The organism is Streptomyces sp. NPDC039609, assembly GCF_055596705.1.
In genome coordinates this window covers 197607-217972 of record NZ_JBVIUJ010000009.1, presented here as the reverse complement: position 1 = coordinate 217972, position 20366 = coordinate 197607, and the positions used below count along the sequence as shown (strand labels likewise).

20 protein-coding genes and 1 pseudogene are annotated in these 20366 nt (G+C 70.9%); 12 read left to right on the top strand and 9 right to left on the bottom strand.

Translation table 11 applies throughout. The features are described 5' to 3' along the window. From ACZ561_RS27000 to ACZ561_RS26990, 3 genes are all read right to left on the bottom strand, one after another. Positions 1–726 (bottom strand): hypothetical protein, encoded by a 726-nt coding sequence (locus ACZ561_RS27000; RefSeq protein WP_470999606.1) that lies wholly within the window; start codon positions 724–726, stop codon positions 1–3. Next, the gene (locus tag ACZ561_RS26995; protein WP_470999604.1) at positions 723–1061 is read right to left on the bottom strand and encodes a PadR family transcriptional regulator; all 339 of its coding nucleotides are present in this window, start codon (positions 1059–1061) and stop codon (positions 723–725) included. The genes ACZ561_RS27000 and ACZ561_RS26995 overlap by 4 nt, the downstream gene beginning before the upstream one ends. 100 nt (positions 1062–1161) lie before the next feature. Continuing rightward, positions 1162–2169 carry a zinc-binding dehydrogenase gene (locus ACZ561_RS26990; protein WP_470999602.1) on the bottom strand — a complete coding sequence of 336 codons (1008 nt, stop codon included), beginning with the start codon at positions 2167–2169 and terminating at the stop codon, positions 1162–1164. A gap of 101 nt (positions 2170–2270) precedes the next feature. Here ACZ561_RS26990 and ACZ561_RS26985 point away from each other — a divergent pair, with 101 nt between their 5' ends. Together ACZ561_RS26985 and ACZ561_RS26980 are read left to right on the top strand one after the other, a co-directional pair. After that, entirely contained in the window at positions 2271–3146 is an 876-nt protein-coding gene (locus tag ACZ561_RS26985; protein ID WP_470999600.1) for a LysR family transcriptional regulator, read from the top strand. A gap of 208 nt (positions 3147–3354) precedes the next feature. Beyond that, positions 3355–3489: a hypothetical protein gene (locus tag ACZ561_RS26980; RefSeq protein ID WP_383553750.1), complete on the top strand. Its 135-nt coding sequence runs from the start codon at positions 3355–3357 to the stop codon at positions 3487–3489. 153 nt (positions 3490–3642) lie between these two features. Here the strand turns inward: ACZ561_RS26980 and ACZ561_RS26975 are convergent, their stop codons facing one another. Further along, entirely contained in the window at positions 3643–3825 is a 183-nt protein-coding gene (locus ACZ561_RS26975; RefSeq protein ID WP_470999597.1) for a hypothetical protein, read from the bottom strand. Positions 3826–3894: 69 nt separating this feature from the next. Here ACZ561_RS26975 and ACZ561_RS26970 point away from each other — a divergent pair, with 69 nt between their 5' ends. Both ACZ561_RS26970 and ACZ561_RS26965 read left to right on the top strand, forming a co-directional pair. After that, positions 3895–4935 (top strand): 3-isopropylmalate dehydrogenase, encoded by a 1041-nt coding sequence (locus ACZ561_RS26970; RefSeq protein ID WP_329115547.1) that lies wholly within the window; start codon positions 3895–3897, stop codon positions 4933–4935. A 241-nt stretch (positions 4936–5176) separates the two neighbouring features. Continuing rightward, complete coding sequence (locus tag ACZ561_RS26965) at positions 5177–6265, top strand: branched-chain amino acid aminotransferase (protein ID WP_470999595.1); 1089 nt, start codon at positions 5177–5179, stop codon at positions 6263–6265. A gap of 219 nt (positions 6266–6484) precedes the next feature. Here ACZ561_RS26965 and ACZ561_RS26960 read toward each other — a convergent pair whose 3' ends face one another. After that, positions 6485–7912 carry a cytosine permease gene (locus tag ACZ561_RS26960; RefSeq protein ID WP_470999593.1) on the bottom strand — a complete coding sequence of 476 codons (1428 nt, stop codon included), beginning with the start codon at positions 7910–7912 and terminating at the stop codon, positions 6485–6487. A 153-nt stretch (positions 7913–8065) separates the two neighbouring features. Here ACZ561_RS26960 and ureA point away from each other — a divergent pair. The 5 genes and pseudogenes from ureA (at position 8066) to ACZ561_RS26935 (ending at position 12477) form a co-directional block, all read left to right on the top strand. After that, positions 8066–8748, top strand: a pseudogene (ureA, locus tag ACZ561_RS26955) (urease subunit gamma). A 188-nt stretch (positions 8749–8936) separates the two neighbouring features. Continuing rightward, complete coding sequence (locus ACZ561_RS26950) at positions 8937–9953, top strand: agmatine deiminase family protein (protein ID WP_470999591.1); 1017 nt, start codon at positions 8937–8939, stop codon at positions 9951–9953. A gap of 43 nt (positions 9954–9996) precedes the next feature. Further along, positions 9997–10437, top strand: coding sequence for a hypothetical protein (locus ACZ561_RS26945; RefSeq protein WP_470999589.1), 441 nt, complete (start codon positions 9997–9999; stop codon positions 10435–10437). Between the two features lie 72 nt (positions 10438–10509). After that, a complete protein-coding gene (locus ACZ561_RS26940; RefSeq protein WP_376444774.1) occupies positions 10510–11070 on the top strand; it encodes a TetR/AcrR family transcriptional regulator in 561 nt (186 codons plus the stop codon). Between the two features lie 75 nt (positions 11071–11145). Continuing rightward, positions 11146–12477 carry an MFS transporter gene (locus ACZ561_RS26935; protein ID WP_470999587.1) on the top strand — a complete coding sequence of 444 codons (1332 nt, stop codon included), beginning with the start codon at positions 11146–11148 and terminating at the stop codon, positions 12475–12477. 6 nt (positions 12478–12483) lie between these two features. Here ACZ561_RS26935 and ACZ561_RS26930 read toward each other — a convergent pair whose 3' ends face one another. Further along, positions 12484–13227: a hypothetical protein gene (locus tag ACZ561_RS26930; protein ID WP_470999585.1), complete on the bottom strand. Its 744-nt coding sequence runs from the start codon at positions 13225–13227 to the stop codon at positions 12484–12486. A gap of 487 nt (positions 13228–13714) precedes the next feature. Here ACZ561_RS26930 and cimA point away from each other — a divergent pair, with 487 nt between their 5' ends. Both cimA and ACZ561_RS26920 read left to right on the top strand, forming a co-directional pair. Beyond that, the gene (gene cimA, locus ACZ561_RS26925; protein WP_470999583.1) at positions 13715–15331 is read left to right on the top strand and encodes a citramalate synthase; all 1617 of its coding nucleotides are present in this window, start codon (positions 13715–13717) and stop codon (positions 15329–15331) included. A gap of 75 nt (positions 15332–15406) precedes the next feature. Further along, positions 15407–16753 (top strand): hypothetical protein, encoded by a 1347-nt coding sequence (locus tag ACZ561_RS26920; protein ID WP_470999581.1) that lies wholly within the window; start codon positions 15407–15409, stop codon positions 16751–16753. Positions 16754–16977: 224 nt separating this feature from the next. Here ACZ561_RS26920 and dnaN read toward each other — a convergent pair whose 3' ends face one another. After that, the gene (dnaN, locus tag ACZ561_RS26915; protein ID WP_470999579.1) at positions 16978–18096 is read right to left on the bottom strand and encodes a DNA polymerase III subunit beta; all 1119 of its coding nucleotides are present in this window, start codon (positions 18094–18096) and stop codon (positions 16978–16980) included. 106 nt (positions 18097–18202) lie between these two features. Between dnaN and ACZ561_RS26910 the strand changes: the two genes are divergently transcribed. Then, positions 18203–19351: a serine hydrolase domain-containing protein gene (locus tag ACZ561_RS26910; RefSeq protein WP_470999577.1), complete on the top strand. Its 1149-nt coding sequence runs from the start codon at positions 18203–18205 to the stop codon at positions 19349–19351. A 119-nt stretch (positions 19352–19470) separates the two neighbouring features. Here ACZ561_RS26910 and ACZ561_RS26905 read toward each other — a convergent pair whose 3' ends face one another. Together ACZ561_RS26905 and ACZ561_RS26900 are read right to left on the bottom strand one after the other, a co-directional pair. Beyond that, entirely contained in the window at positions 19471–20082 is a 612-nt protein-coding gene (locus ACZ561_RS26905; protein ID WP_470999576.1) for a YceI family protein, read from the bottom strand. Positions 20083–20175: 93 nt separating this feature from the next. Next, the coding region (locus tag ACZ561_RS26900) for a hypothetical protein (protein WP_470999574.1) at positions 20176–20366 on the bottom strand (191 nt) is incomplete at its 5' end.

Here is a 20366-nt window from a genome sequence, read left to right as displayed (position 1 = left end):
TCAGCCCTGGCAGCCCTTGGCCGCGTCCCGCTTCAGGCCGATCAGCGCGCCCGTCGCACCGAACAGCGCGACGAAGGGTGTCGTGTAGGCCGGCATGTCGAAGACGCCGACGAGGGTCACTCCGACCGCGCCGATGACCAGCAGCATCCAGACCGTCAGCAGCACCTTGCCCTTGCGGCTGAGGAAGAGCCACCGGCCGGGCCGCTCGGGCAGCGCGTCGAGAGCCGCGGCCGGCCCTTCGCTCGCCGCCTTCGGGCGCTTGAAGTAGGCGAAGATCATCCACTCCCCGCACATCTCCCAGCCCTCCGGCGTCAGCCGGTCGAGGACCTCGTCGCGCCGCTTCCCGCTGATCAGCTCGCGGCGGTACTCCCAGCGCAGGGCGGCGCCGGGCACCCGGCGGCACATGAACCGGCCGAGCGTGTCGAGTCCTTCGACTTCCCAGCCCTGGTCGCCGTGGACCGCGAGCAGCCGCCGGTCGCTGTAGATGTCGGCCGTCCACAGCCAGGTCTCGGCCTGCTCGGCGGGCTCCACCGCCACCGGCGCCGTACCGCCCAGTCGCGCCGCGAAGTCCGCGGCTGGACCGAACTCGTCCTCCGGTGACGAGTCCGTCTCGGCGAGATGTCCGCGCAGTTCGGCGACGGTGGAGGCGATCTGCTCCGCCGGAACGCCGGCCTCGCGCAGTGCGGCGGTCAGCGTGTCGAAGTATGTGCTCGGCTCGGTGTTCATCGTGTTCCCCCGGTGTTCAGCATGGTCTGTACGGCGGTGTGGAAGGTCAGCCACGCCCCGCTCTCGGTGGCGAGGTGGCTCCGGCCCTGCTCGGTGAGCCGGTAGTAGCGGCGCCCCGGACCCCGCTCGGCGGCCCGGAACTCGGCCTCCACCAGCCCGGCTTCCTCCAGCCGGTTCAGTACGGGATAGAGGGTCCCGCCCTTGATCTCCCCGAGCCCCGCCTCGGCGAGCGCCTTGGAGATCTCGTACCCGTAACTCTCGCCCTCCGTGAGGCAGGAGAGGACGAGGAGGTCCAGGACGCCCTTGAGCCAACTTGATCTGCGGTCTGCGGCCATGGCTGTATTCCAGCACTAGCTAGGTAGGAATGCAATCTAGCTGGCTTGGCTAGTTGAATCGGAGAGCCAGCTGGATCGGGACGCCGACTGGATCGGGGTGCTAGTTGGATCGAGACACCAGCATCTTCCCGATGTTCTCGCCGCGCAGCATCCCCAGGAACGCGTCCACGATGTGCTCGAAGCCGTCCACGACCGTCACGTCCAGCGGCAGTCGCCCGCTCCGCAGATGCGGCACGGCGAAGTCGTACAACTCCCGTTGCGCGTCCGCGTGGTTGCTGACCAGGAAGCCTTCGAGTCGGATGCTCTTCTCCACCAGGTCGAAGAGGTTGCGCGGGGCGGGCGGGGGAGTGGAGAGCGAGTGGTACTGCGCGACGGCCCCGACCCAGGCGATCCGGCCGTGCTCGCGCAGCGCGGCGATCGACGCCTCCAGATGATCTCCGCCCACCCCGTCGAGCACCGCGTCCAGGCCTTCGGGTGCCGCCTTCGCGAGCAGTTCGGAGACCGGACCGTCGTGATAGTCGAAGGCCGCGTCGAAGCCGACCCGTTCGGTGAGGTACGCGACCTTCCGTGCCGACCCTGCGCTGCCGACGAGCCGTCCGGCGCCCAGGAGCCGGGCGAAGCGGCCGGCCGCCGTGCCGACTCCGCCGGCCGCGGCCGAGACGAACAGGTCCTCGCCCGGCTGGAGCCGCGCGATCCGGGTCAGGCCGACATAGGCCGACAGGCCCGTACCGCCGAGCACGCTCAGGTGTGCGGCGAGGGGAACGCCCTCGAAGTCCGGGACGGGGCGCACCTCGTCCGGCCCGACGACGGAGTGGGTGCGCCAGCCCTTGCGGTGCTGGACCAGGTCGCCGGGTGAGAGGGCGGGGGTGCGGGAGTCCACGACCCGGCCCAGGGTGCGGCCCTCCATGGGGGAGTCGAGGGTCCAGAGGAAGTCCCCGTCCATCGCCTCGCGGTGGTACGGGTCCACGGACCAGAGGAGGTTCTCGACGAGCGCCGTGCCGGGCTCCGGGTCGGGGACCGGGGCCTCGACGAAGGCGAAGTGGGCGGGGGTGGGGAAGCCGTCCGGGCGGGCGGTCTGCTGGACGGTGATCATGGTCTCGTGCGTCATGGGGGAGACCGTAGGAAGGAATTCCGCGGCGGGGCAGTAGGTTGCTCCGATGGATCGCAGCGATCCATGAAAGTTCCTCATACTCCGAGGTGGGAGCCCTGATGACCGACCTCGCGCCGCACGAACTGCGCGTCCTCCTCGCCGTTGGGGGCGAGGGTGGCTTCTCGGCCGCGGCCGTCGTCCTCGGCATGACGCAGTCCGCCGTCTCCCACTCGGTGCGGACCAGCGAGCGCAAGCTGGGCGCGGTCCTCTTCGACCGGGGGCGGGCCGGGGCCACGCCCACCGCCGCAGGGGAGCGGGCCCTCGGCCATGCCCGGCGGGTGCTGAGGCTCCTGGAGGTGATGGCGGCGGAGGTGCGGGGTGCCGAGACGGGTACGGCCGCCGGGCCGTTGCGGATCGCCGCGTTCCGTAGCGCCGCCCTGCATCTGCTGCCGCGCGCCCTGGAGCGACTGGCCGCCCGCCACCCGGAGATCGCCCCGGAGGTGCGGATCGTACGGGAGGTGGGGCCAGGGACCGCGGGTGAAGTCCTGGAGGGGCGGGCCGACCTCGGCATCGCCACCATCGGGACGACATCGCCCGTGCCGCCGCAGCTCGTCGGGGGCGTGCTGGTCGAGGAGGGGTACGCGCTGGTGCACCCGGCCGGTCATGCCGCGCCGCGCTCGCTTCCGTTGGTCGACTGGACGGAGAACTGCACCTCGTACACCCGGGAGTGGTGGGCGGAGCAGGACTGGCTGCCGGCGGCGACCGTCGAGGCCGAGGACGACGGAGCGGTGCTCTCGATGGTGAGCAGTGGTTTCGGTATGGCCGTGATGCCGGAACTCTCCCTGATCGGAGCACCGCCCTCGGTGCAGATCACCGATCTCGGTCCGGATCGGCCGACGCGGTCCGTCGGCTATGTCACCACCCCTGAACTGGCGAAATCCCTCGCTGTGCGGGCGCTGATCCGAGAACTGAGGGCCGCCCGGCAGTCGCGGTGAGTCGATCACCGTCTCAGATAGTAGGAAGTCCGAGTAATTGTGGAGACAGATGCGACCGCCTGTCCTAGCTTTGTAGGAGCCGAACGTCTCGCTTCATCAGCGAATGGCGGCCGAGAGCGCGATGCCCCTGTGCAGGCAACCCCTGCGGCGGCGCTCCCCGCCCCTTCCGGCGCCTTCGATCACCACTGATCTCAAGGAGTCGATCCCCATGGCCGCTGAGACCGCCCGTCGTGTCCGCCACTCCGTCGCCCGCCCCATCGCCGACGACGCCCGCAAGAACGCCGCCGCCGCGCTCCAGCGCGCCCTCGACCGCCGTGACAACGGCGGCGCCACCGGCCACTAGGCGCGGCCCGTCCGAGCGCTGCTCGTCCAGGCAGGCGCAGCCCGTTCAGGCACGCCGTCCAGTACGGCCCGCCCCCGTCGAGCCGTGTCCGCATCACGCCGACACGGCCCAGGGCGTCGGGCCGACACGGCCCCGGGGCGTCGAGCCGGCGCGTCAGGCCGTGCGCCGGATCTCGAAGTGACCGATGCGTTCGCCGCTTTCGGCGATCGCGGCCACCTTCAGGGCCTGCGACACGCCGGCCGCCGCCACGTACGCGATGCCGTCGCGCGCGTCGGGTCCGTCGTCCCACCGATCGGTACCGGCCTGGCCACCTCGCCGAGCCGCCGGTCGAGCCATGCCGAATCGCGTCCGTCCGCATGATGGACAGCGAGTGTCAGACACTGGGACGAGGAGTAGGGTGCCGACATGTCTCACAGCATCAATCTCGCAGTCATTCCCGGCGACGGCATCGGCCAGGAGGTCGTGGCCCAGGGCCTCAAGGTCCTCGCCGCCGCGCTTCCGCAGGACGTGAAGCTGGAGACGAAGGAGTACGACTTCGGCGCCAAGCGCTACCACGCGACCGGTGAGACCCTCACCGACGCGGACGCCGAGGCCCTCAAGCAGCACGACGCCATCCTGCTCGGCGCGATCGGCGACCCGTCGGTCCCGTCCGGAGTGCTGGAGCGCGGCTTCCTGCTGAAGCTCCGCTTCCTCTTCGACCACCACGTCAACCTGCGTCCCTCGAAGCTGCTCCCCGGCGTGTCGACCCCGCTCAAGGGCCAGCCCGAGATCGACTTCATCGTGGTCCGCGAGGGCACCGAGGGCCCGTACACCGGCAACGGCGGCTCGATCCGTACCGGCACCCCGCACGAGGTCGCCACCGAGGTCTCCGTCAACACGGCCTTCGGCGTCGAGCGCGTCGTCCGCGACGCCTTCGCCCGCGCCCAGGCCCGCCCGCGCAAGAAGCTGACGCTGGTCCACAAGAACAACGTCCTGGCGTACGCGGGTCACCTCTGGACCAATGTCTTCAACAAGGTGGCCGAGGAATTCCCCGAGGTCACCACCGACTACCTGCACGTGGACGCGGCGACGATCTTCCTCGTCACGCAGCCCGAGCGGTTCGACGTGATCGTCACCGACAACCTCTTCGGTGACATCATCACGGACCTCGCCGCGGCCGTCTCCGGCGGCATCGGCGTCGCCGCCTCCGGCAACATCAACCCGAGCGGCGAGTTCCCGTCCATGTTCGAGCCCGTCCACGGTTCCGCGCCGGACATCGCGGGCCAGGGCAAGGCCGACCCGACGGCCACCGTTCTCTCCGTCGCGCTCCTGCTGCGCCACCTCGGCCACGAGACCGAGGCCGCCCGCATCGAGGCCGCCGTCGCCGCCGATCTGACCGAGCGCGGCGACTCCGTCCGCACGACGGACGAGATCGGCGACGCGCTCGCCGTACGCGTAGCGAGCTGACCCGTCGACTGACGTCACACAGCCGCCGGGTCGCACAACCACCCGGCGGCTGTACCTATGCGGCCGTGGGGTGCCACCATCAACTCATGGATCGCATGCACGCCGTTTCCGTGCACCGTCCCCCACGGGCGATAATCGAACGTGGGGCCGCGGCATGCGGGAAAGCTCGGACGTCCTAGCAGAGCACTGATAGCGGCGTGAGCGCGGTCCGTCACACACAACCGGTGAAGGACTAGCACTCATGACGACGCCCACGATCGAGCTCAAGCCCTCCTCCAGCCCGCTGTCGGACGCGGAGCGCGAGGCGATCCTGGCCAACCCGGGATTCGGCCGCCACTTCACCGACCACATGGTGACCATCCGGTGGACCGAGGGCCGCGGCTGGCACGACGGCCAGCTGGTGCCGTACGGCCCGCTCTCTCTCGACCCGGCCACGAACGTCCTGCACTACGCGCAGGAGATCTTCGAAGGCCTCAAGGCGTACCGCCGTCCCGACGGCACCGTCGCCACCTTCCGCCCCGACGCCAACGCCCGGCGCTTCCAGGCCTCCGCGCACCGGCTCGCCATGCCCGAGCTGCCCGTCGAGACGTTCATCAAGGCCTGCGACGTCCTCGTCCAGCAGGACAAGGCATGGGTTCCGGCGCACGGCGGCGAGGAGTCCCTCTACCTGCGCCCGTTCATGATCGCGACCGAGGTCGGCCTGGGCGTGCGGCCGGCGAACGAGTACCTCTTCGTCGTCATCGCCTCGCCCGCGGGACCGTACTTCCCCGGCGGCGTCAAGCCCGTCTCGATCTGGCTCTCCGAGGACCGCGTCCGCGCCGTCCCCGGCGGCATGGGTGACGCCAAGACCGGCGGCAACTACGCGGCCTCCCTCCTCGCTCAGGCCGAGGCGGCGGAGAAGGGCTGCGACCAGGTCGCCTACCTCGACGCCGTGGAGCACAAGTGGGTCGAGGAGCTCGGTGGCATGAACCTGTACTTCGTGTACGAGGACCGCATCGTCACCCCGGAGCTGACCGGCTCCCTGCTGGCCGGCATCACCCGTGACTCGCTTCTCCGGCTCGCCGAGGACCTCGGCCACCGGTCCGAGGAGGGGCGGATCTCCATCGACCAGTGGAAGGCCGACACGGAGAACGGCTCGCTCAAGGAGGTCTTCGCCTGCGGCACGGCCGCGGTCATCACCCCGGTCGGCACGGTGAAGTCGGCGCGTGGCGAGTGGCAGCAGTCGGGCGGGCAGCCGGGCGAGGTCACGATGAAGCTCCGCGAGGCGCTTCTCGCCATCCAGACCGGCAAGGCCGAGGACGTCCACGGCTGGACCCACCAGCTGGGTTAGTCGAACCAGCTGGGTTAGTCGAACCGTCTGGGTCAGTCGGACCGTCTGGGTCAGTCGAACCGCGAACGGCCCCGGGGCGCACCGCCTCGGGGCCGTTCTGCGTCCCGGACGACCGGGAGAGTCGGACCGCGCTACCAGGGAAGTCGGACGGGCCGCGCTACCGGGAGAGTTGGACGGCCGCGCTACCGGGAGAGCCAGACGGCCGCGCTACCGGGAAAATCAGGCGGCCGCGGCTTCGGTCGCCGTGGTCTCCTCGGTCTCCGTCTTCGGTGCCGTCCCCGGCGTCAGAATCGCGTACACCGCTCCGCCGACCAGACCCGACAGGACGAAACTGCAGTCGATCCCGCCCGTCAGCGCGAGAAGCGGCCCCTCGTACACCGGCGTGGAGACGGACGCGAGCCCCACGGCCGCGCCCAGCGCCCAGGAGACCGTGGCGCGCGGGTGCCAGCCGGCGCGGAACCAGTAGATGCCACCGCGCGCCCGGCGGTTGTAGACCTGGAGGGCCTCCGGGTCGTACGTACCGCGGCACCGTGCGTGGCCGATCAGCGTGATCACCGCCCAGGGCGTGCCGATCGCCGTCAGGAGCAGCACGAAGGACGTCATCGCGGTCTGCGCGTCCGAGGCGAAGTGACCGAGGAAGACGAAGGCGGTGGCCACCGCCGCCACCACCAGCGTGGCCCGCGCCCGGGTGGCGCGCGGCAGGATGGCGTCCAGGTCGAGGCCCATCGAGTACAGCATCAGGCCCGCGTTGCCGACCGAGCCGGCGGTCGCCGCGAGCAGCAGGGGCACCAGGTACCAGACGGGGGACGCCTCGACGAGGGGTCCTGCGTAGTCGGCGCCGCCGCGTGCCGCGAGCGCCGTGTACGTACCGAAGAGCTGAGGTATCAGGAGGCCGGCGAGGAGGCCCAGACAGGTGGTCCGCCAGACGGTCTTGGAGCTGTGCTTCGCGGGGGAGATGTAGCGGGTGTAGTCGCCGAGCAGGGTGATGAAGGCGACCGGGCCGCTGAGTCCCGCCGCGACGGCGGAGAGCACCCAGGTGGGCCAGAACGAGCCGAGCAGGTAGGGGGTCTCGGGCACGGCGGCCGTGGTGACGTCGCCCGCGTAGGCGACCAGGCCGAGCGCGAGGAGCAGGGTCATGCCGATCGCGAGCGCCTTGCTGAGCCGGAGCAGCAGCTTGTAGCCGTACACCGCGGCGACGACCGTGCAGGCGGCCAGGACCGCGTACACCACGGTGTGCGCGGCGCCGCCGGTCGGCAGCCCGATCAGCCGGGCGAGCGTCCCGACGACCACGTCGCCGCCGATCCACAGCGTCAGCGCGGTGTAGCCCAGGGAGAGCAGTAGTCCGACCACCGAGCCGACGAGCCGCCCGCGTACGCCGAAGAAGGCGCCGCTGGAGGTGGAGAGGTTCGTCGCGGTGCGCAGCGAGACGAGCGCGAGCGGGGCGGTCACGGCGACACCGACCACCGTGCCGACGAGCACGGAGGTCACCGAGGCCCACAGCCCGAGGCCGAAGGAGACCGGCAGCCAGCCGAAGACGATCACGCCCAGGCAGAGGTTCGAGCCGAGCAGGATCGACAGGAGGTCCCGCGGTCCGCTGGTGCGTTCCGCTTCGGGGATGGTGTCGACTCCGCGCTGTTCTATCGGCATGGGGACTCCCTGCGGGGAAGAGGGGGTGGGGGGCGGCACATCACGATGAATTTGAGCGGCGCTCAATGTGACCCATGCCAGTGCACCACGTCAATGCTTGGTTGTGAAGGTTTCCGCGTTTAGAGTGTCACTCAAACAGGAGGTGTTTTCGACGTGCGACTGCCCCCCACGGAACGCGACCGGCTGCTGCTCTTCGGTGCCGCCGAGCTCGCCCGGGCCCGCCGGGCGCGGGGCCTGCGGCTCAATGTGCCGGAGGCGATCGCGCTCATCGCGGACACCGTCTGCGAGGCGGCCCGCGACGGCCTACGGCTCTCCGAGGCGATCGCCGCGGCCCGGTCCGTGCTCGGCCCGGACGACGTCCTGCCGGGTGTGGCCGATGTCGTCACCGAAGTGCATGTCGAGGCCGTTTTCGACCACGGCTCGCGGCTCGCGGTCGTCTCCGACCCGATCGGCGGCGGGCGGCTCGGTGAAGGCGCGCCGGGTGCCCTGCTGCCGGGTCCCACCGAGGCCGGGACGTCGCCCGCGCCGAACGTGGGCGTACGCAACACCGCGACGGTCCCGGTCGGCGTCACCTCCCACTTCCACTTCTTCGAGGCCAATCCGCGCCTCGACTTCGACCGGACCGCCGCCTACGGAATGCGGCGGGCGCTCCCCGCCGGAGCGTCGTTCCGCTTCGACGCGGGCGGCGAGGCCGAGGTCGGCCTGGCCCCCTCGGCGGTGCGCGCGTCGCCATCGGCTTCGCGGGCCTGGCCGACGGCCCGCTGGACCCGCCGGGCGCGAAGGAAGAGGCCCTGCGACGCGCCGCGGCCTGCGGCCATCTGGGAGTTGAGGCCTGATGGACCCGTACGAGTACGCAACGGTGCACGGCCATCGACCCCGGAAACCTGCTTCTCAACTCCCGTATCGGCCAGGTGGGGGTGGACGGCCGGACCGGACTCGTACCGCTGGACGGCGAACCGATCCGCTCCGAGCCGGCCGACTCCATCTCCCTGAACCGTCTCTACTTCCTCTGAGGACTACTCCCATGACCTTCCGAATGCCGCCCGAGTGGGCCCCCCACGAGCGCACGTGGATGGCCTGGCCCGGCCCGAACCCCACCTTCACCAACGACGAGGAGCTGACCGAGGCCCGTAAGGCCTGGGCGTCCGTGGCCCGCGCCGTACGCCGCTTCGAGCCGGTGACCATGGTGGTCGGACCCGGCCAGCTGGACTTCGCGCGCGAGCTGCTCGGCGACGCGGTCGACGTGGTCGAGCGCGAGCTGGACGACGCCTGGATGCGGGACATCGGCCCGACGTTCGTCACCGACGGCTCCGAGCTCGCGGCCGTGGACTGGGTGTTCAACGGCTGGGGCGCGCAGGACTGGGCCCGCTGGGAGCACGACTCCAAGATCGCCCGCCATGTGGCCGACCTGATCGACGTGCCGGTGCTGAGCAGCCCGCTCGTGAACGAGGGCGGCGCGATCCATGTCGACGGTGAGGGAACGGTCCTGCTGACCGACACCGTCCAGCTCGGCTCCGGCCGCAACCCCGAGTGGACCCGCGCGGAGGTCGAGGCGGAGATCCACGCGAAGCTCGGCACGACGAAGGCGATCTGGCTCCCGCACGGCCTGTCCGGTGACTACGGCCTGTACGGCACCCAGGGCCATGTCGACATCGTCGCCGCCTTCGCCAAGCCCGGCGTCGTGGTCGTCCACAGCCAGCAGGACCCGGGCCACCCGGACTACGAACGCTCCCGGATGTACGTGGACATCCTCAGCCGCCAGACGGACGCGAAGGGCCGACAGCTGGAGGTCGTGGAGGTCCCGGCGCCGACCGTGCTGAAGGACGAGGAGGGGGACTGGGTCGACTACTCGTACATCAACCACTACCTCTGCAACGGCGGCGTGGTGCTCTGCGGCTTCGACGACCCCAACGACGAGATCGCGGCGGGCATCTTCCGCCGGCTGTTCCCGGAGCGGATCGTCACGCTGGTCGACGCGCGGGCCATCTTCGCGGGCGGCGGCGGCATCCACTGCATCACGCAGCAGCAGCCGAAGGTCTGAAATCCCTTGGCGATGGCCGCAGGCGGCGTGACAGCCTGCGGCCATGCCGCTGATCTCCCACGAGGGCACCGACTACGCGCTCCAGATCCTGTACTCCGTACCGGATGACGCCTGGTACCTGGAGCTGGACCACGTCGCCGGCAACCGGACCGTGCTGACGGCCGTCGTGCCCGACGAGGACCCTGCGCGGGAGCCGACCGTATGCGTCGACCCCGTGTCGGGGCACCACCGGATCCCGTACGACGTCATGCGCTGGTTCATGGAGCACGTGGACGAGGAGATCCGCACCTCGCGGGCGTGGATGGGGCTGAGGCCCGAACTCGTCGAGATCATCCGCGCGCTGCGCGAGGAGTACCTCGGCATGATCGACGACGAGCGGTTCGGGCCCGTGCTCGCGGAGCTGCGTGCGACCGTGCCCGCCGAGGACCTCCCCGCCGTCCTGGAGGCCGCCTTCGGTCGGAACGCCGACGGGAGCGTGAGGTAGAACAGACGAGTGACCCGCATCAACCCCGCCGGACCCCGGCGTCGCAACAACGCCGCCCCTCCCCGTGAGGAGCTGCTCGCCGCCGCCATGGACACCATCGCCGAGCGCGGACTCGACGGGCTGACCATGGCCGGGCTCGGGCGCGAGGTGGGGATGAGCAGCGGGCACCTGCTCTACTACTTCCGCACCAAGGACGAGCTGCTGCTGCAGACCCTGGAGTGGAGCGAGGGGCGGCTCGGCGCCGAGCGGAGCGCGCTGCTCTCCCGTCCCGGCAGCGCCCGCGAGCGGCTCGACGGCTACATCGACGTCTACGTCCCCGACGGCCCCCGCGACCCCCACTGGACCCTCTGGCTCGAGGTCTGGAACCGGTCCCAGAACGCCGACGACGACGCCCGTGCCCGCCAGGCCGCCATCGAGGGTGCCTGGCACCGGGATCTCGTCGCGCTGATCGCCGAGGGGGTCTCGCGCGGCGAGTTCCGGTCGGTCGACCCCGACCGGTACGCGGCCCGGATGCGGGCCCTGCTCGACGGGTTCAGCGTCCATGTCGCGGTCGGGATCCCCGGCACCGGGCGGGATCAAGTTCTTGCACACGTACGGGAATTCGTCGCCGAAACCTTGTTGCTGCGACCGTAACGCACGTAAGTACTCCTGATCGTTGCGCGCTCCACCCTTGTTGCGTCGACTTGATCTCCGGCACGGTTCCGCTCCATGGGACGAGAGCACTGGAAGAAGATCTGGGTCGGTTCGGCCGGCAACATGGTCGAGTGGTTCGACTGGTTCGTGTACGCGAGTTTCGCGACGTATTTCGCGGGGGCGTTCTTCCCCGAGGGCAATGACACCGCCAAGCTCATGAACACCGCCGGCATCTTCGCCGTCGGCTTCTTCATGCGCCCCGTCGGTGGCTGGCTGCTCGGCCGGGTCGGCGACCGCAAGGGCCGCAAGGCGGCGCTCACCCTCACCGTGACGCTGATGTCCGCCTCGGCCGTACTGATCGCCGTCGCGCCGACATACTCCGTCGCAGGCTACGGCGGCGCCGCGGTCCTGCTGATCGCCCGGCTCCTCCAGGGCCTCTCGGTCGGCGGCGAGTACGCGGCCAGCGCGACCTATCTGACCGAGGCCTCCGCGCCGCAGCACCGCGGCTTCGCCTCCAGCTTCCAGTACGTGTCGATGACGGCCGGCCAGATCCTGGGCCTCGGCCTGCAGATCGTCCTCCAGCGCACGATGTCCACCGAGGCCCTGCATAGTTGGGGCTGGCGCATCCCGTTCATCATCGGCGCGCTGGGCGCGGCGGTCGTCTTCTACCTGCGGCGCAACATGCTGGAGACGGAGGTGTACGAGGAGACGGCGGACGACGGCGTGGCGGGCGGCGAGAAGGGCACGCTCAAGGCGCTGTGGGCGCACAGGCGCGAGGCGTTCCTCGTCATCGCCCTCACCATGGGCGGCACGGTGGCCTACTACACGTACACCACCTATCTGACGAAGTACCTCTCCAACTCCGCGGGCCTGCCCAAGCAGACGGCGACCCTGGTCTCGTTCTGCGCGCTGATCGTCTTCGCCTGTCTGCAGCCGCTCGCGGGCCGGCTGTCGGACCGGATCGGCCGCCGCCCGCTCCTCATCACCTTCGCGGTCGGTTCCACCTTCCTGACCGTGCCGATCATGACGATGCTCCAGAAGGCGGGCTCCTTCTGGCCGGCACTCGGCCTCTCCCTCCTCGCGCTGGTCGTCATCACCGGCTACACGTCGATCAACGCGTGCGTGAAGGCGGAACTCTTCCCGACCGGCATCCGGGCGCTCGGCGTCGCCCTGCCGTACGCCATCGCCAACGCGCTCTTCGGCGGGACGGCGGAATACGTGGCGCTGTGGTTCAAGGACGCGGGGATGGAGTCCGGCTTCTACTGGTACGTGGCGGGCTGCGCGGCCGTCTCGCTGATCGTCTACCTGACGATGCGCGAGACCCGGGACATCGACCTGGGGAGGGTGGGGCGGTCGGCGGCGGATCCGAAGGGCGCGCCGGAGACGACGCCGGCCTCCGCCGCCTGACCGTCCTCACTGCTGGGCGGCGCCGGAAGGGGCGGTCTGCAGGCGCTGCTGCATCTTCTGGAGGGCGAAGGTGGCGCGCTTGGTCAGCGCCGCCGCGTTGGCTGGGGTGTCGGTGGCGAAGGTGATCAGCACGGTGTTGCCGACGCGCCCGGTGTAGTAGACGTAGCGACTGTCGATCTTCGCCCCCTCGGAGTTGGCCACCTGTGACCCCTCCTCGGCCACCAGCTGGTCGAATCCGGTCACCTCGGGCGCGGTGGCCTCGCGGACTCCCGTCCAGCGTGCCTTGCCGCTGTGCTGGGCGGGGCACCGGTGGGTGGCGTCCTGGATATCGCGCATGTAGGCCTCCGCCGTCTTGGCGTCAGTGAAGACGCGGACCTCGGTCGATGCGGATTCAGCGGTCTCCGTGTGGTAGGAGAGGCGGTAGATTGCCGCCAGCGTGCCCGCGCGGCTGGCACGGGTGGCCCACTCGCAGGTGTCCGTCACCGCCGATTCGTCCGAGGGGTCCGACTCGTATGGATCGCCCTTCACGTACCCCGTGCCCCAGTCCTCGGGGGCCATGACGACACGCGCGGCCAAGGCGTGCGCCGCCGCGCGGCCGTTCGGGGTGTCGGCCAAAGGGCTCGCCGCGGCGCTCGACGCCGACGGACTGGACTGGGCCGCCGTGCCACCGTCGTCGTCACCACCGCTCACCACGGCGACGAGCGCCGCAGCCAGGCCGAGGGCGACGACCACGCCGATCCCCGCGATCACGAGGGTGCGGCGGTTTCGGCTGCCAGGGGGACGGGGGTCGGGCTGATCGGCGGGGCCGGAAGAGCCATGCGGAGGGGGAGCAGGGGGGACGCTGCCTCCGCCCGAACCCGGGCCGAGTGGTCCGGGGGGTGGTCCCGGCGGGACGGAAGGGGGTGAGGTGCTCATGCAGAAGACGCCTACCACCGGACCGCCGCCCGCATCCTGAGACCACGGTCCCATCACCCGTACAGATGTGGCAGACTGCCGACGTGCTCGCTACCACGATGATTATGGGCAGCAGCGCGCCGGTCCGCAGTGACCGCTGAACCGCGACTCGACCCCCGCGGCAGTGGACACCGTGCCCCAGACCCGCGCGCAGACCTCTCGCACCCGCGAGAGGTTTTTTCGTTTTCCGGCCCCACCATCGTCGGAAACGGACAGCGCGTGAGAATGGGGGCAAGTGGATCCAGACCTTCCGGAGCCACATCCGACAGGAGCCATCACAGCCATGACCACGGAGACCGACGAGAGCCCGCGTCTCGACGACAGCTTCCATGTCTTCGACACGACGCTGCGCGACGGAGCGCAGCGTGAAGGAATCAACCTCACCGTCGCTGACAAGCTGACCATCGCGCGGCACCTCGACGAGTTCGGAGTGGGGTTCATCGAGGGCGGCTGGCCCGGTGCCAACCCGCGTGACACGGAGTTCTTCGCCCGTGCGCGGCAGGAGATCGTCTTCAAGAACGCGCAGCTCGTCGCGTTCGGCGCGACCCGCAGGGCGGGCGGCAACGCGGCCGAGGACCCGCAGGTCAAGGCGCTGCTCGACTCCGGTGCCCCCGTCATCACGCTGGTCGCCAAGTCGCACGACCGGCACGTGGAACTCGCGCTGCGCACCACCCTGGACGAGAACCTGGAGATGGTCCGCGACACCGTCTCCTACCTGCGCTCCCAGGGCCGCCGCGTCTTCGTCGACTGCGAGCACTTCTTCGACGGCTACAAGGCCAACCCGCAGTACGCCAAGGCCGTCGTCAGCGCCGCGCACGAGGCCGGCGCCGATGTCGTGATCCTCTGCGACACCAACGGCGGAATGCTCCCCGCCCAGGTCCAGGCCGTCGTCGCCACCGTCATCGCCGACACCGGCGCCCGGCTCGGCATCCACGCCCAGGACGACACCGGCTGCGCCGTCGCCAACACCCTCGCCGCCGTCGACGCGGGCGCCACGCACGTCCAGTGCACCGCCAACGGCTACGGCGAGCGGGTCGGCAACGCCAACCTCTTCCCCGTGGTCGCGGCCCTCGAGCTGAAGTACGACAAGCGGGTGCTGCCCCAGGGCGCGCTGGCCGAGATGACCCGGATCTCGCACGCGATCGCCGAAGTCGTCAACCTGACGCCCTCGACCCACCAGCCTTACGTGGGCGTCTCCGCCTTCGCGCACAAGGCCGGGCTGCACGCCTCCGCGATCAAGGTCGACCCCGACCTCTACCAGCACATCGACCCCGAGCGCGTCGGCAACACCATGCGGATGCTCGTCTCCGACATGGCCGGCCGCGCCTCCATCGAGCTGAAGGGCAAGGAGCTCGGCGTCGACCTCGGCGGCGACCGCGCACTGGTCGCCCGCGTCGTCGAGCGGGTCAAGGAGCGCGAGCTCTCCGGTTACACCTACGAGGCCGCCGACGCCTCCTTCGAGCTGTTGCTCCGGGAGGAGGTGGAGGGCCGGCCGCGCCGGTACTTCCGTACGGAGTCCTGGCGGGCCATCGTCGAGGACCGGCCCGACGGCACCCACGCCAACGAGGCGACCGTGAAGCTCTGGGCCAAGGGTGAGCGCATCGTCGCCACCGCCGAGGGCAACGGTCCCGTCAACGCCCTCGACCGGGCGATGCGGGTGGCCCTGGAGCGGATCTACCCGCAGCTCGCCAAGTTCGAGCTGGTCGACTACAAGGTCCGCATCCTGGAGGGCCGCCACGGCACGGAGTCCACGACCCGCGTCCTGATCACCACCAGCGACGGCAACGCCGAGTGGTCGACGGTCGGCGTCGGCGAGAACGTGATCGCCGCGTCCTGGCAGGCGCTGGAGGACGCGTTCACCTACGGACTGCTGCGTCTGGGCATCGACCCCGCGGAGTAGGCCATTACGCGGAGTAGGCCATTACCTTGCGTCCTCAATGTCTCGCAAACGCCCATTAGGGGTAGTTTCGATGGTATGAGGACCAGGCCGTTCCACCTCCTGTCGGCCCTCGCCGGGCTGGCAATGCTGCTGCTCCTGGTCCTGGCCCCCTCAGCGGGGGCCGGGATCACCGGGATTCCCGACGCCGGCGCGGCTCTGAAGCAGGGCCCGGTGTATGTCGATCCGGGCGCCGCCGCCCAGCTCTCGACGGCCGAAGCGGATGCCCTCGCCCAGAAGATCGAGGACGCCGACAAGCCGCTGTTCATCGCCGTGCTGCCCGCGTCCAGCGAGTATCCGCCCGAGAACCTGCTGCGCAATCTGCGCACCCAGACCGGCGTGACGGGCCTGTACGCGGTCCGGCTCGGTGACGGGTTCGACGCCGCCGCCGACCGCTCGGTGATGTCCGCGGAGACCGTGGACAACCTGGTCACCTCCGTACGACAGCCCGGGGTGGACGCCGCCACCGAGCTGAACAACTTCGTCGACCAGGCGCTGCCGACGATGAACGGCACCGCTCCCTCCTCCTGGTCCTCGGCGAGCGCCGGCGACGGCGTTCCCGTCGCCGGACTGATCACCCTGGGCGCGGTCGTCGCAGCCGGAGGCGCGAGCGCGTACGCGGTCGTCCGCCGCAAGCGGCTCCGCAAGGAGGCCGAGGAGCGCGAGGCCCTGGAGAAGCTCCGGGTCGTCGTCGACGAGGACATCACCGCCTTCGGCGAGGAGCTCGAACGCCTCGACTTCCACCCGGCCGAGCCCGGTGCCGACGACGCCATGCGTGGCGACTACGAGCGGGCGCTGGACTCGTACGACAAGGCCAAATCGCTGATGGGCTCCGCCACCCGTCCGCACGACGTCAAACCGGTGACCCAGCAGCTGGAGGACGGCCGCTACTCGCTCGCCGTCCTGGCCGCCCGGCGCGAGTCCAGGCCGCTGCCCGAGCGCCGTCCCCCCTGCTTCTTCGACCCGCGCCACGGCCCGTCCGTCGAGGACCGGACCTGGACCCCGGCGGGCGGGGGCGCCGCCCGTGAGGTCCCGGTCTGCGCCGCCGACGCCGCACGCCTCGACGACGGGCAGGACCCCCTGGCCCGTACCGTCGACACCTACGACGGCCGCCGCCCGTACTGGGAGGCGGGACCGGCGTACGGCCCGTGGGCCGGCGGATACTTCGGCGGCGGAATGCTTCCCGGCCTCCTCGCCGGCACCCTGCTCGGCTCGATGCTCGCCACCCCGGCCTACGCCTCCGAGTACGGCGGCGGGGAGTTCGAGGGCGGCGACTTCTCCGGGGGCGACTTCAGCTCCGGCGACTTCGGGTCGGGCGACTTCGGCGGTGGTGGCGGCTTCGGCGACTTCGGTGGAGGCGGGGACTTCGGCGGCGGCGGGTTCTAGACGGCCCGACCGGTGAGATCGGCCCCACCGGTGAGATCCGCGTGACCGGTGAGATCCGCGCGACTGGCGAGAACCGCCCACCCGCGCGATCCGCCCGGCCGGTGAGGGCGGCCGACCCCGGGTGAGGACGGCCGCCCCGGCCTCACGTCCCAGACGGCGTCCTGCCGCCGTCCCTGGCCGGCGGGGCACCCCGGGGCGGTCACCACGGAGAGCGGGGGCAGGAGCTACACCAGAGGCTTCACCGACATCAGCAGGTGCTGGTGGACTCCGTCCTCCCGGTCGGTGATCAGGGCGCGCTGGCCCGGTCCGAGCAGGTGGATACGGACGGAGTCGGTGTCGAAGGAGCCGAGCGCGTCCAGGAGATACCCGGGGTTGAACGCGACCGTCATCGACTCCGCGCCCTCCAGGAGCGCCGGGAGCCGCTGGGAGGCCACGTCGTCCTCGTATCCGGCCTGGAGCTGGACGGTGCCGTCGGCGAAGGCGAGCTGGACCGGGCTGTCGCCCTCCGCGACCACCGCGACCCGCTTCACGGCCTCGAGGAGCGGAGCCCGGTCGGTCACGGCGACGGCGTGCTCGCCCAGGGAGAAGAGCTTGTCGTGGCGGGGGAGTCGGCCGTCGAGCAGCCGGGTCGTCGTCCGCGTCCCCTCGCTCTCGAAGCCGATCGAACCGCCGTCCAGGGCCAGACGGACCGGCCCCGCCGTCGTCAGGGAGCGGGCGATCTCGGTCAGCCGGCGCGCCGGCACGACCACGTCCGCGCCCTCGGCCCCCTCGGACACCGCGTCCGCGTCGCCCTCCGGCTTCCACTCCAGCGTGCGGACCGCGTAGCGGTAGCGGTCGGTCGCGGCCAGAGTCATCGTCGTACCGTCGAGGGCCAGGCGTATCCCGGTGAGCACCGGCAGCGAGTCGTCCCGGCCCGCCGCCACCGCCACCTGTCCGACGGCCACCGCGAACGCGTCGGCGTCCACCACGCCCCGGAACGCGGGCAGCCCCGGCTGGGCCGGATAGTCGTCCAACGGCAGCAGGGAGAGCCCGAAACGGGCCTCCCCGCCGGTCACCGAGAGGCGCGCCCCTTCGACCACGCACTCGACGACGCCCCGGGGCAGCACCTTGCAGATGTCGAGCAGCCGCCGCCCGAGGACCAGCGCCCGGCCCTCCAGCGCGGTGTCCGCCTCGACCTCGATGCGCGCCGACGCCTCGTAGTCGAGACCGGAGACACGCAGCCGGCCGTCGCTCGCCTCCAGGAGCAGCCCGCCGAGCACCGGCACGGGCGACCTGGCGGGCAGGACGCGGGCAGCCCAGGCCACGGCGTCGGTCAACACACTGCTGTCGATACGGAATTCCATGGATCCGACGCTAGCGGCGCCCACTGACAACGCCTCGGGAAGTTCTCGGCGCCGTTGATCGTTCCTCCCCGTGAACGTCGTCGTGACCAGCCAGGGGGAGAGCGTGATGAGTGACGTCCACGGCACCGTGGAGCCCGGATTCGAGTCCGTACGGGAGGAGTTCGGGCGCGTCGCCGCGAACGAGGCGAGGGACGGCGGCGCCCAGCTCGCCGTCTACCACCGCGGCCGGCAGGTCGTCGACCTGTGGGGCGGTGACGGGGTCGACGGCGACTCGCTCCTCGGCCTGTACTCCTCCTCCAAGGGGGCGATGGCGCTGATCGCCGCGCTCCTCGTGCAGGACGGCGTGCTCGACCTGGACCGCGAAGTCGCCTCCTGGTGGCCGGAGTTCGCCGCCGAGGGCAAGGGGCGGCTCACGCTCCGCGAGCTTCTGGCCCACCGTTCGGGCGTGATCGGGGCCGACGGCGGATTCAGCCTCGACGAACTCGCCGACGACCGGGTGGTCGCCGATCGGCTCGCGGGCCAGCGACCCTTCTGGGAGCCGAACACCGGCCACGGCTACCACGCCCTCGTCATCGGCGCGCTGGTCGGCGAGGTGGTGCGCAGGGCCACCGGCCGCACGATCCAGGAGCACTTCGAGGAGCGGGTCCGGGCCCCGTACGCCCTGGACTACTACCTCGGACTTCCCGAGGAGCTGGAGCCCCGCTTCCGTCCCGTGCTGCCGATGCGGCCCACCCCCGCGCAGCAGGCACTGCTGGACGCGAATCCGATCGCCCCGGACAGTCTCAAGGCCGTCGCGTTCGACTTCCACGCCGACCCGCCGCTGGACCTGGTCGCGTACGCCAACTCCCGTACGGTACGGGTCAAGGCGCCGCTCTCCGGTGGCGGCATCGGCTCCGCGCGGGGCCTGGCGCGGATGTACGCGGCGATCGCGGGCGAGCTCGACGGGCGGCCCCCGCTCCTGAAGCCGGACACGCTCGCCGAGGTGGCCCGGATCCACTCCTCCGGCACCGACCTGGTGACGGGCGCCGAGAACGCTTTCGGGCTCGGCTTCGTTCCGCTGGCCACCCGCCATCCGGTGCTGAGCCCCGCCGCGATCGGCCACAGCGGTGCCCCCGGCTCCCAGGCCTTCGCGGACCCGTCCACCGGTCTCGCGTACAGCTACACCCGCCGCCGCTTCGGCTTCATGTCCGGCCCCGGCGCCCCGGAGAACGACCGCCTGATCCCGGCGGTGGTGCGAGCGGCTGAAGCCGTCTGACCGGGAAGCCCACCGGAGACCCCCGGGAACGCCGAGCGCCCGCCCTCCGTCGTGACGGAGAGGCGGGCGCGCTCGTGGTGCGGGGATGAGCCGGACGAGCTCTTCGGGCGGCCGAAGGCTCAGGCGGCGTTCTTGATCGCGGAGATGTCGAAGTTCAGCTTCACCTTGTCGCTGACCATGACACCGCCGGTCTCCAGGGCCGCGTTCCAGGTCAGGCCCCAGTCGGAGCGCAGGATCTCGGCCGAGCCCTCGAAGCCGACGCGCTCGTTGCCGTAGGGGTCCGTGGCCGTGCCGTTGAACTCCAGGTCGATGGAGAGCGGCTTCGTGACGTCCTTGATCGTGAGGTCTCCGGTCACGCGGTACTTGTCGCCGCCCAGCTGCGCGGCCTCCGTGGAGCGGAAGGTCATCAGCGGGAACTGCTCGGCGTCGAAGAAGTCGCCGCCGCGCAGGTGACCGTCGCGGTCGCCGATGCCCGTGTCGACGGAGGCGATCTTGACATCGATGGAGGCGGCGGACGCGCCCGGGTTCGAGCCGTCCAGCGTCAGCGTGCCCTCGTGCTCGCCGAAGGTGCCGCGCACATTGGTGACCATGGCGTGACGGACGGTGAAGCCGATGCTGCTGTGCGCCGCGTCGATCGTGTACTCGCCGGTCAGCGCGGCCAGCGCCGGGTCGACGGGGAGGGTGGCGACGGCGGTGTCGACGGTGTCGTTCTTGCGGCTGAAGATGCCCATGACCTGCTCCTTGGGGACGGTGCGCGGAGGTGGCGCGGAGGCCGGATTGCCTTTGTTGAAGCTTCAACGAGAACGACAGTAACCCTATTCCGTTCAACTTTCAACATCTCTGGGCGGTGTTTCCTCCGGTTCACCCGAAAGACGTCGACGCCCTCTGGCGGACGCGCGTAGAACTGCGGCACCATCTCCCTGCTCCACCTGCTCCACCTGCTCCACCTGCTCCACCTGCTCCACCTGCTCCACCTGCTCCACCTGCTCCACCTGCTCCACCTGCTCCACCTGCC

Coding starts and splice junctions, on each gene's coding strand:
- ACZ561_RS27000 (WP_470999606.1), bottom strand. CDS start 726: ATGAACACCGAGCCGAGCACATACTTCGACACGCTGACCGCCGCACTG.
- ACZ561_RS26995 (WP_470999604.1), bottom strand. CDS start 1,061: ATGGCCGCAGACCGCAGATCAAGTTGGCTCAAGGGCGTCCTGGACCTC.
- ACZ561_RS26990 (WP_470999602.1), bottom strand. CDS start 2,169: ATGACGCACGAGACCATGATCACCGTCCAGCAGACCGCCCGCCCGGAC.
- ACZ561_RS26985 (WP_470999600.1), top strand. CDS start 2,271: ATGACCGACCTCGCGCCGCACGAACTGCGCGTCCTCCTCGCCGTTGGG.
- ACZ561_RS26980 (WP_383553750.1), top strand. CDS start 3,355: ATGGCCGCTGAGACCGCCCGTCGTGTCCGCCACTCCGTCGCCCGCCCC.
- ACZ561_RS26975 (WP_470999597.1), bottom strand. CDS start 3,825: ATGGCTCGACCGGCGGCTCGGCGAGGTGGCCAGGCCGGTACCGATCGG.
- ACZ561_RS26970 (WP_329115547.1), top strand. CDS start 3,895: ATGTCTCACAGCATCAATCTCGCAGTCATTCCCGGCGACGGCATCGGC.
- ACZ561_RS26965 (WP_470999595.1), top strand. CDS start 5,177: ATGACGACGCCCACGATCGAGCTCAAGCCCTCCTCCAGCCCGCTGTCG.
- ACZ561_RS26960 (WP_470999593.1), bottom strand. CDS start 7,912: ATGCCGATAGAACAGCGCGGAGTCGACACCATCCCCGAAGCGGAACGC.
- ACZ561_RS26950 (WP_470999591.1), top strand. CDS start 8,937: ATGACCTTCCGAATGCCGCCCGAGTGGGCCCCCCACGAGCGCACGTGG.
- ACZ561_RS26945 (WP_470999589.1), top strand. CDS start 9,997: ATGCCGCTGATCTCCCACGAGGGCACCGACTACGCGCTCCAGATCCTG.
- ACZ561_RS26935 (WP_470999587.1), top strand. CDS start 11,146: ATGGGACGAGAGCACTGGAAGAAGATCTGGGTCGGTTCGGCCGGCAAC.
- cimA (WP_470999583.1), top strand. CDS start 13,715: ATGACCACGGAGACCGACGAGAGCCCGCGTCTCGACGACAGCTTCCAT.
- ACZ561_RS26920 (WP_470999581.1), top strand. CDS start 15,407: ATGAGGACCAGGCCGTTCCACCTCCTGTCGGCCCTCGCCGGGCTGGCA.
- dnaN (WP_470999579.1), bottom strand. CDS start 18,096: ATGGAATTCCGTATCGACAGCAGTGTGTTGACCGACGCCGTGGCCTGG.
- ACZ561_RS26910 (WP_470999577.1), top strand. CDS start 18,203: ATGAGTGACGTCCACGGCACCGTGGAGCCCGGATTCGAGTCCGTACGG.
- ACZ561_RS26905 (WP_470999576.1), bottom strand. CDS start 20,082: ATGGGCATCTTCAGCCGCAAGAACGACACCGTCGACACCGCCGTCGCC.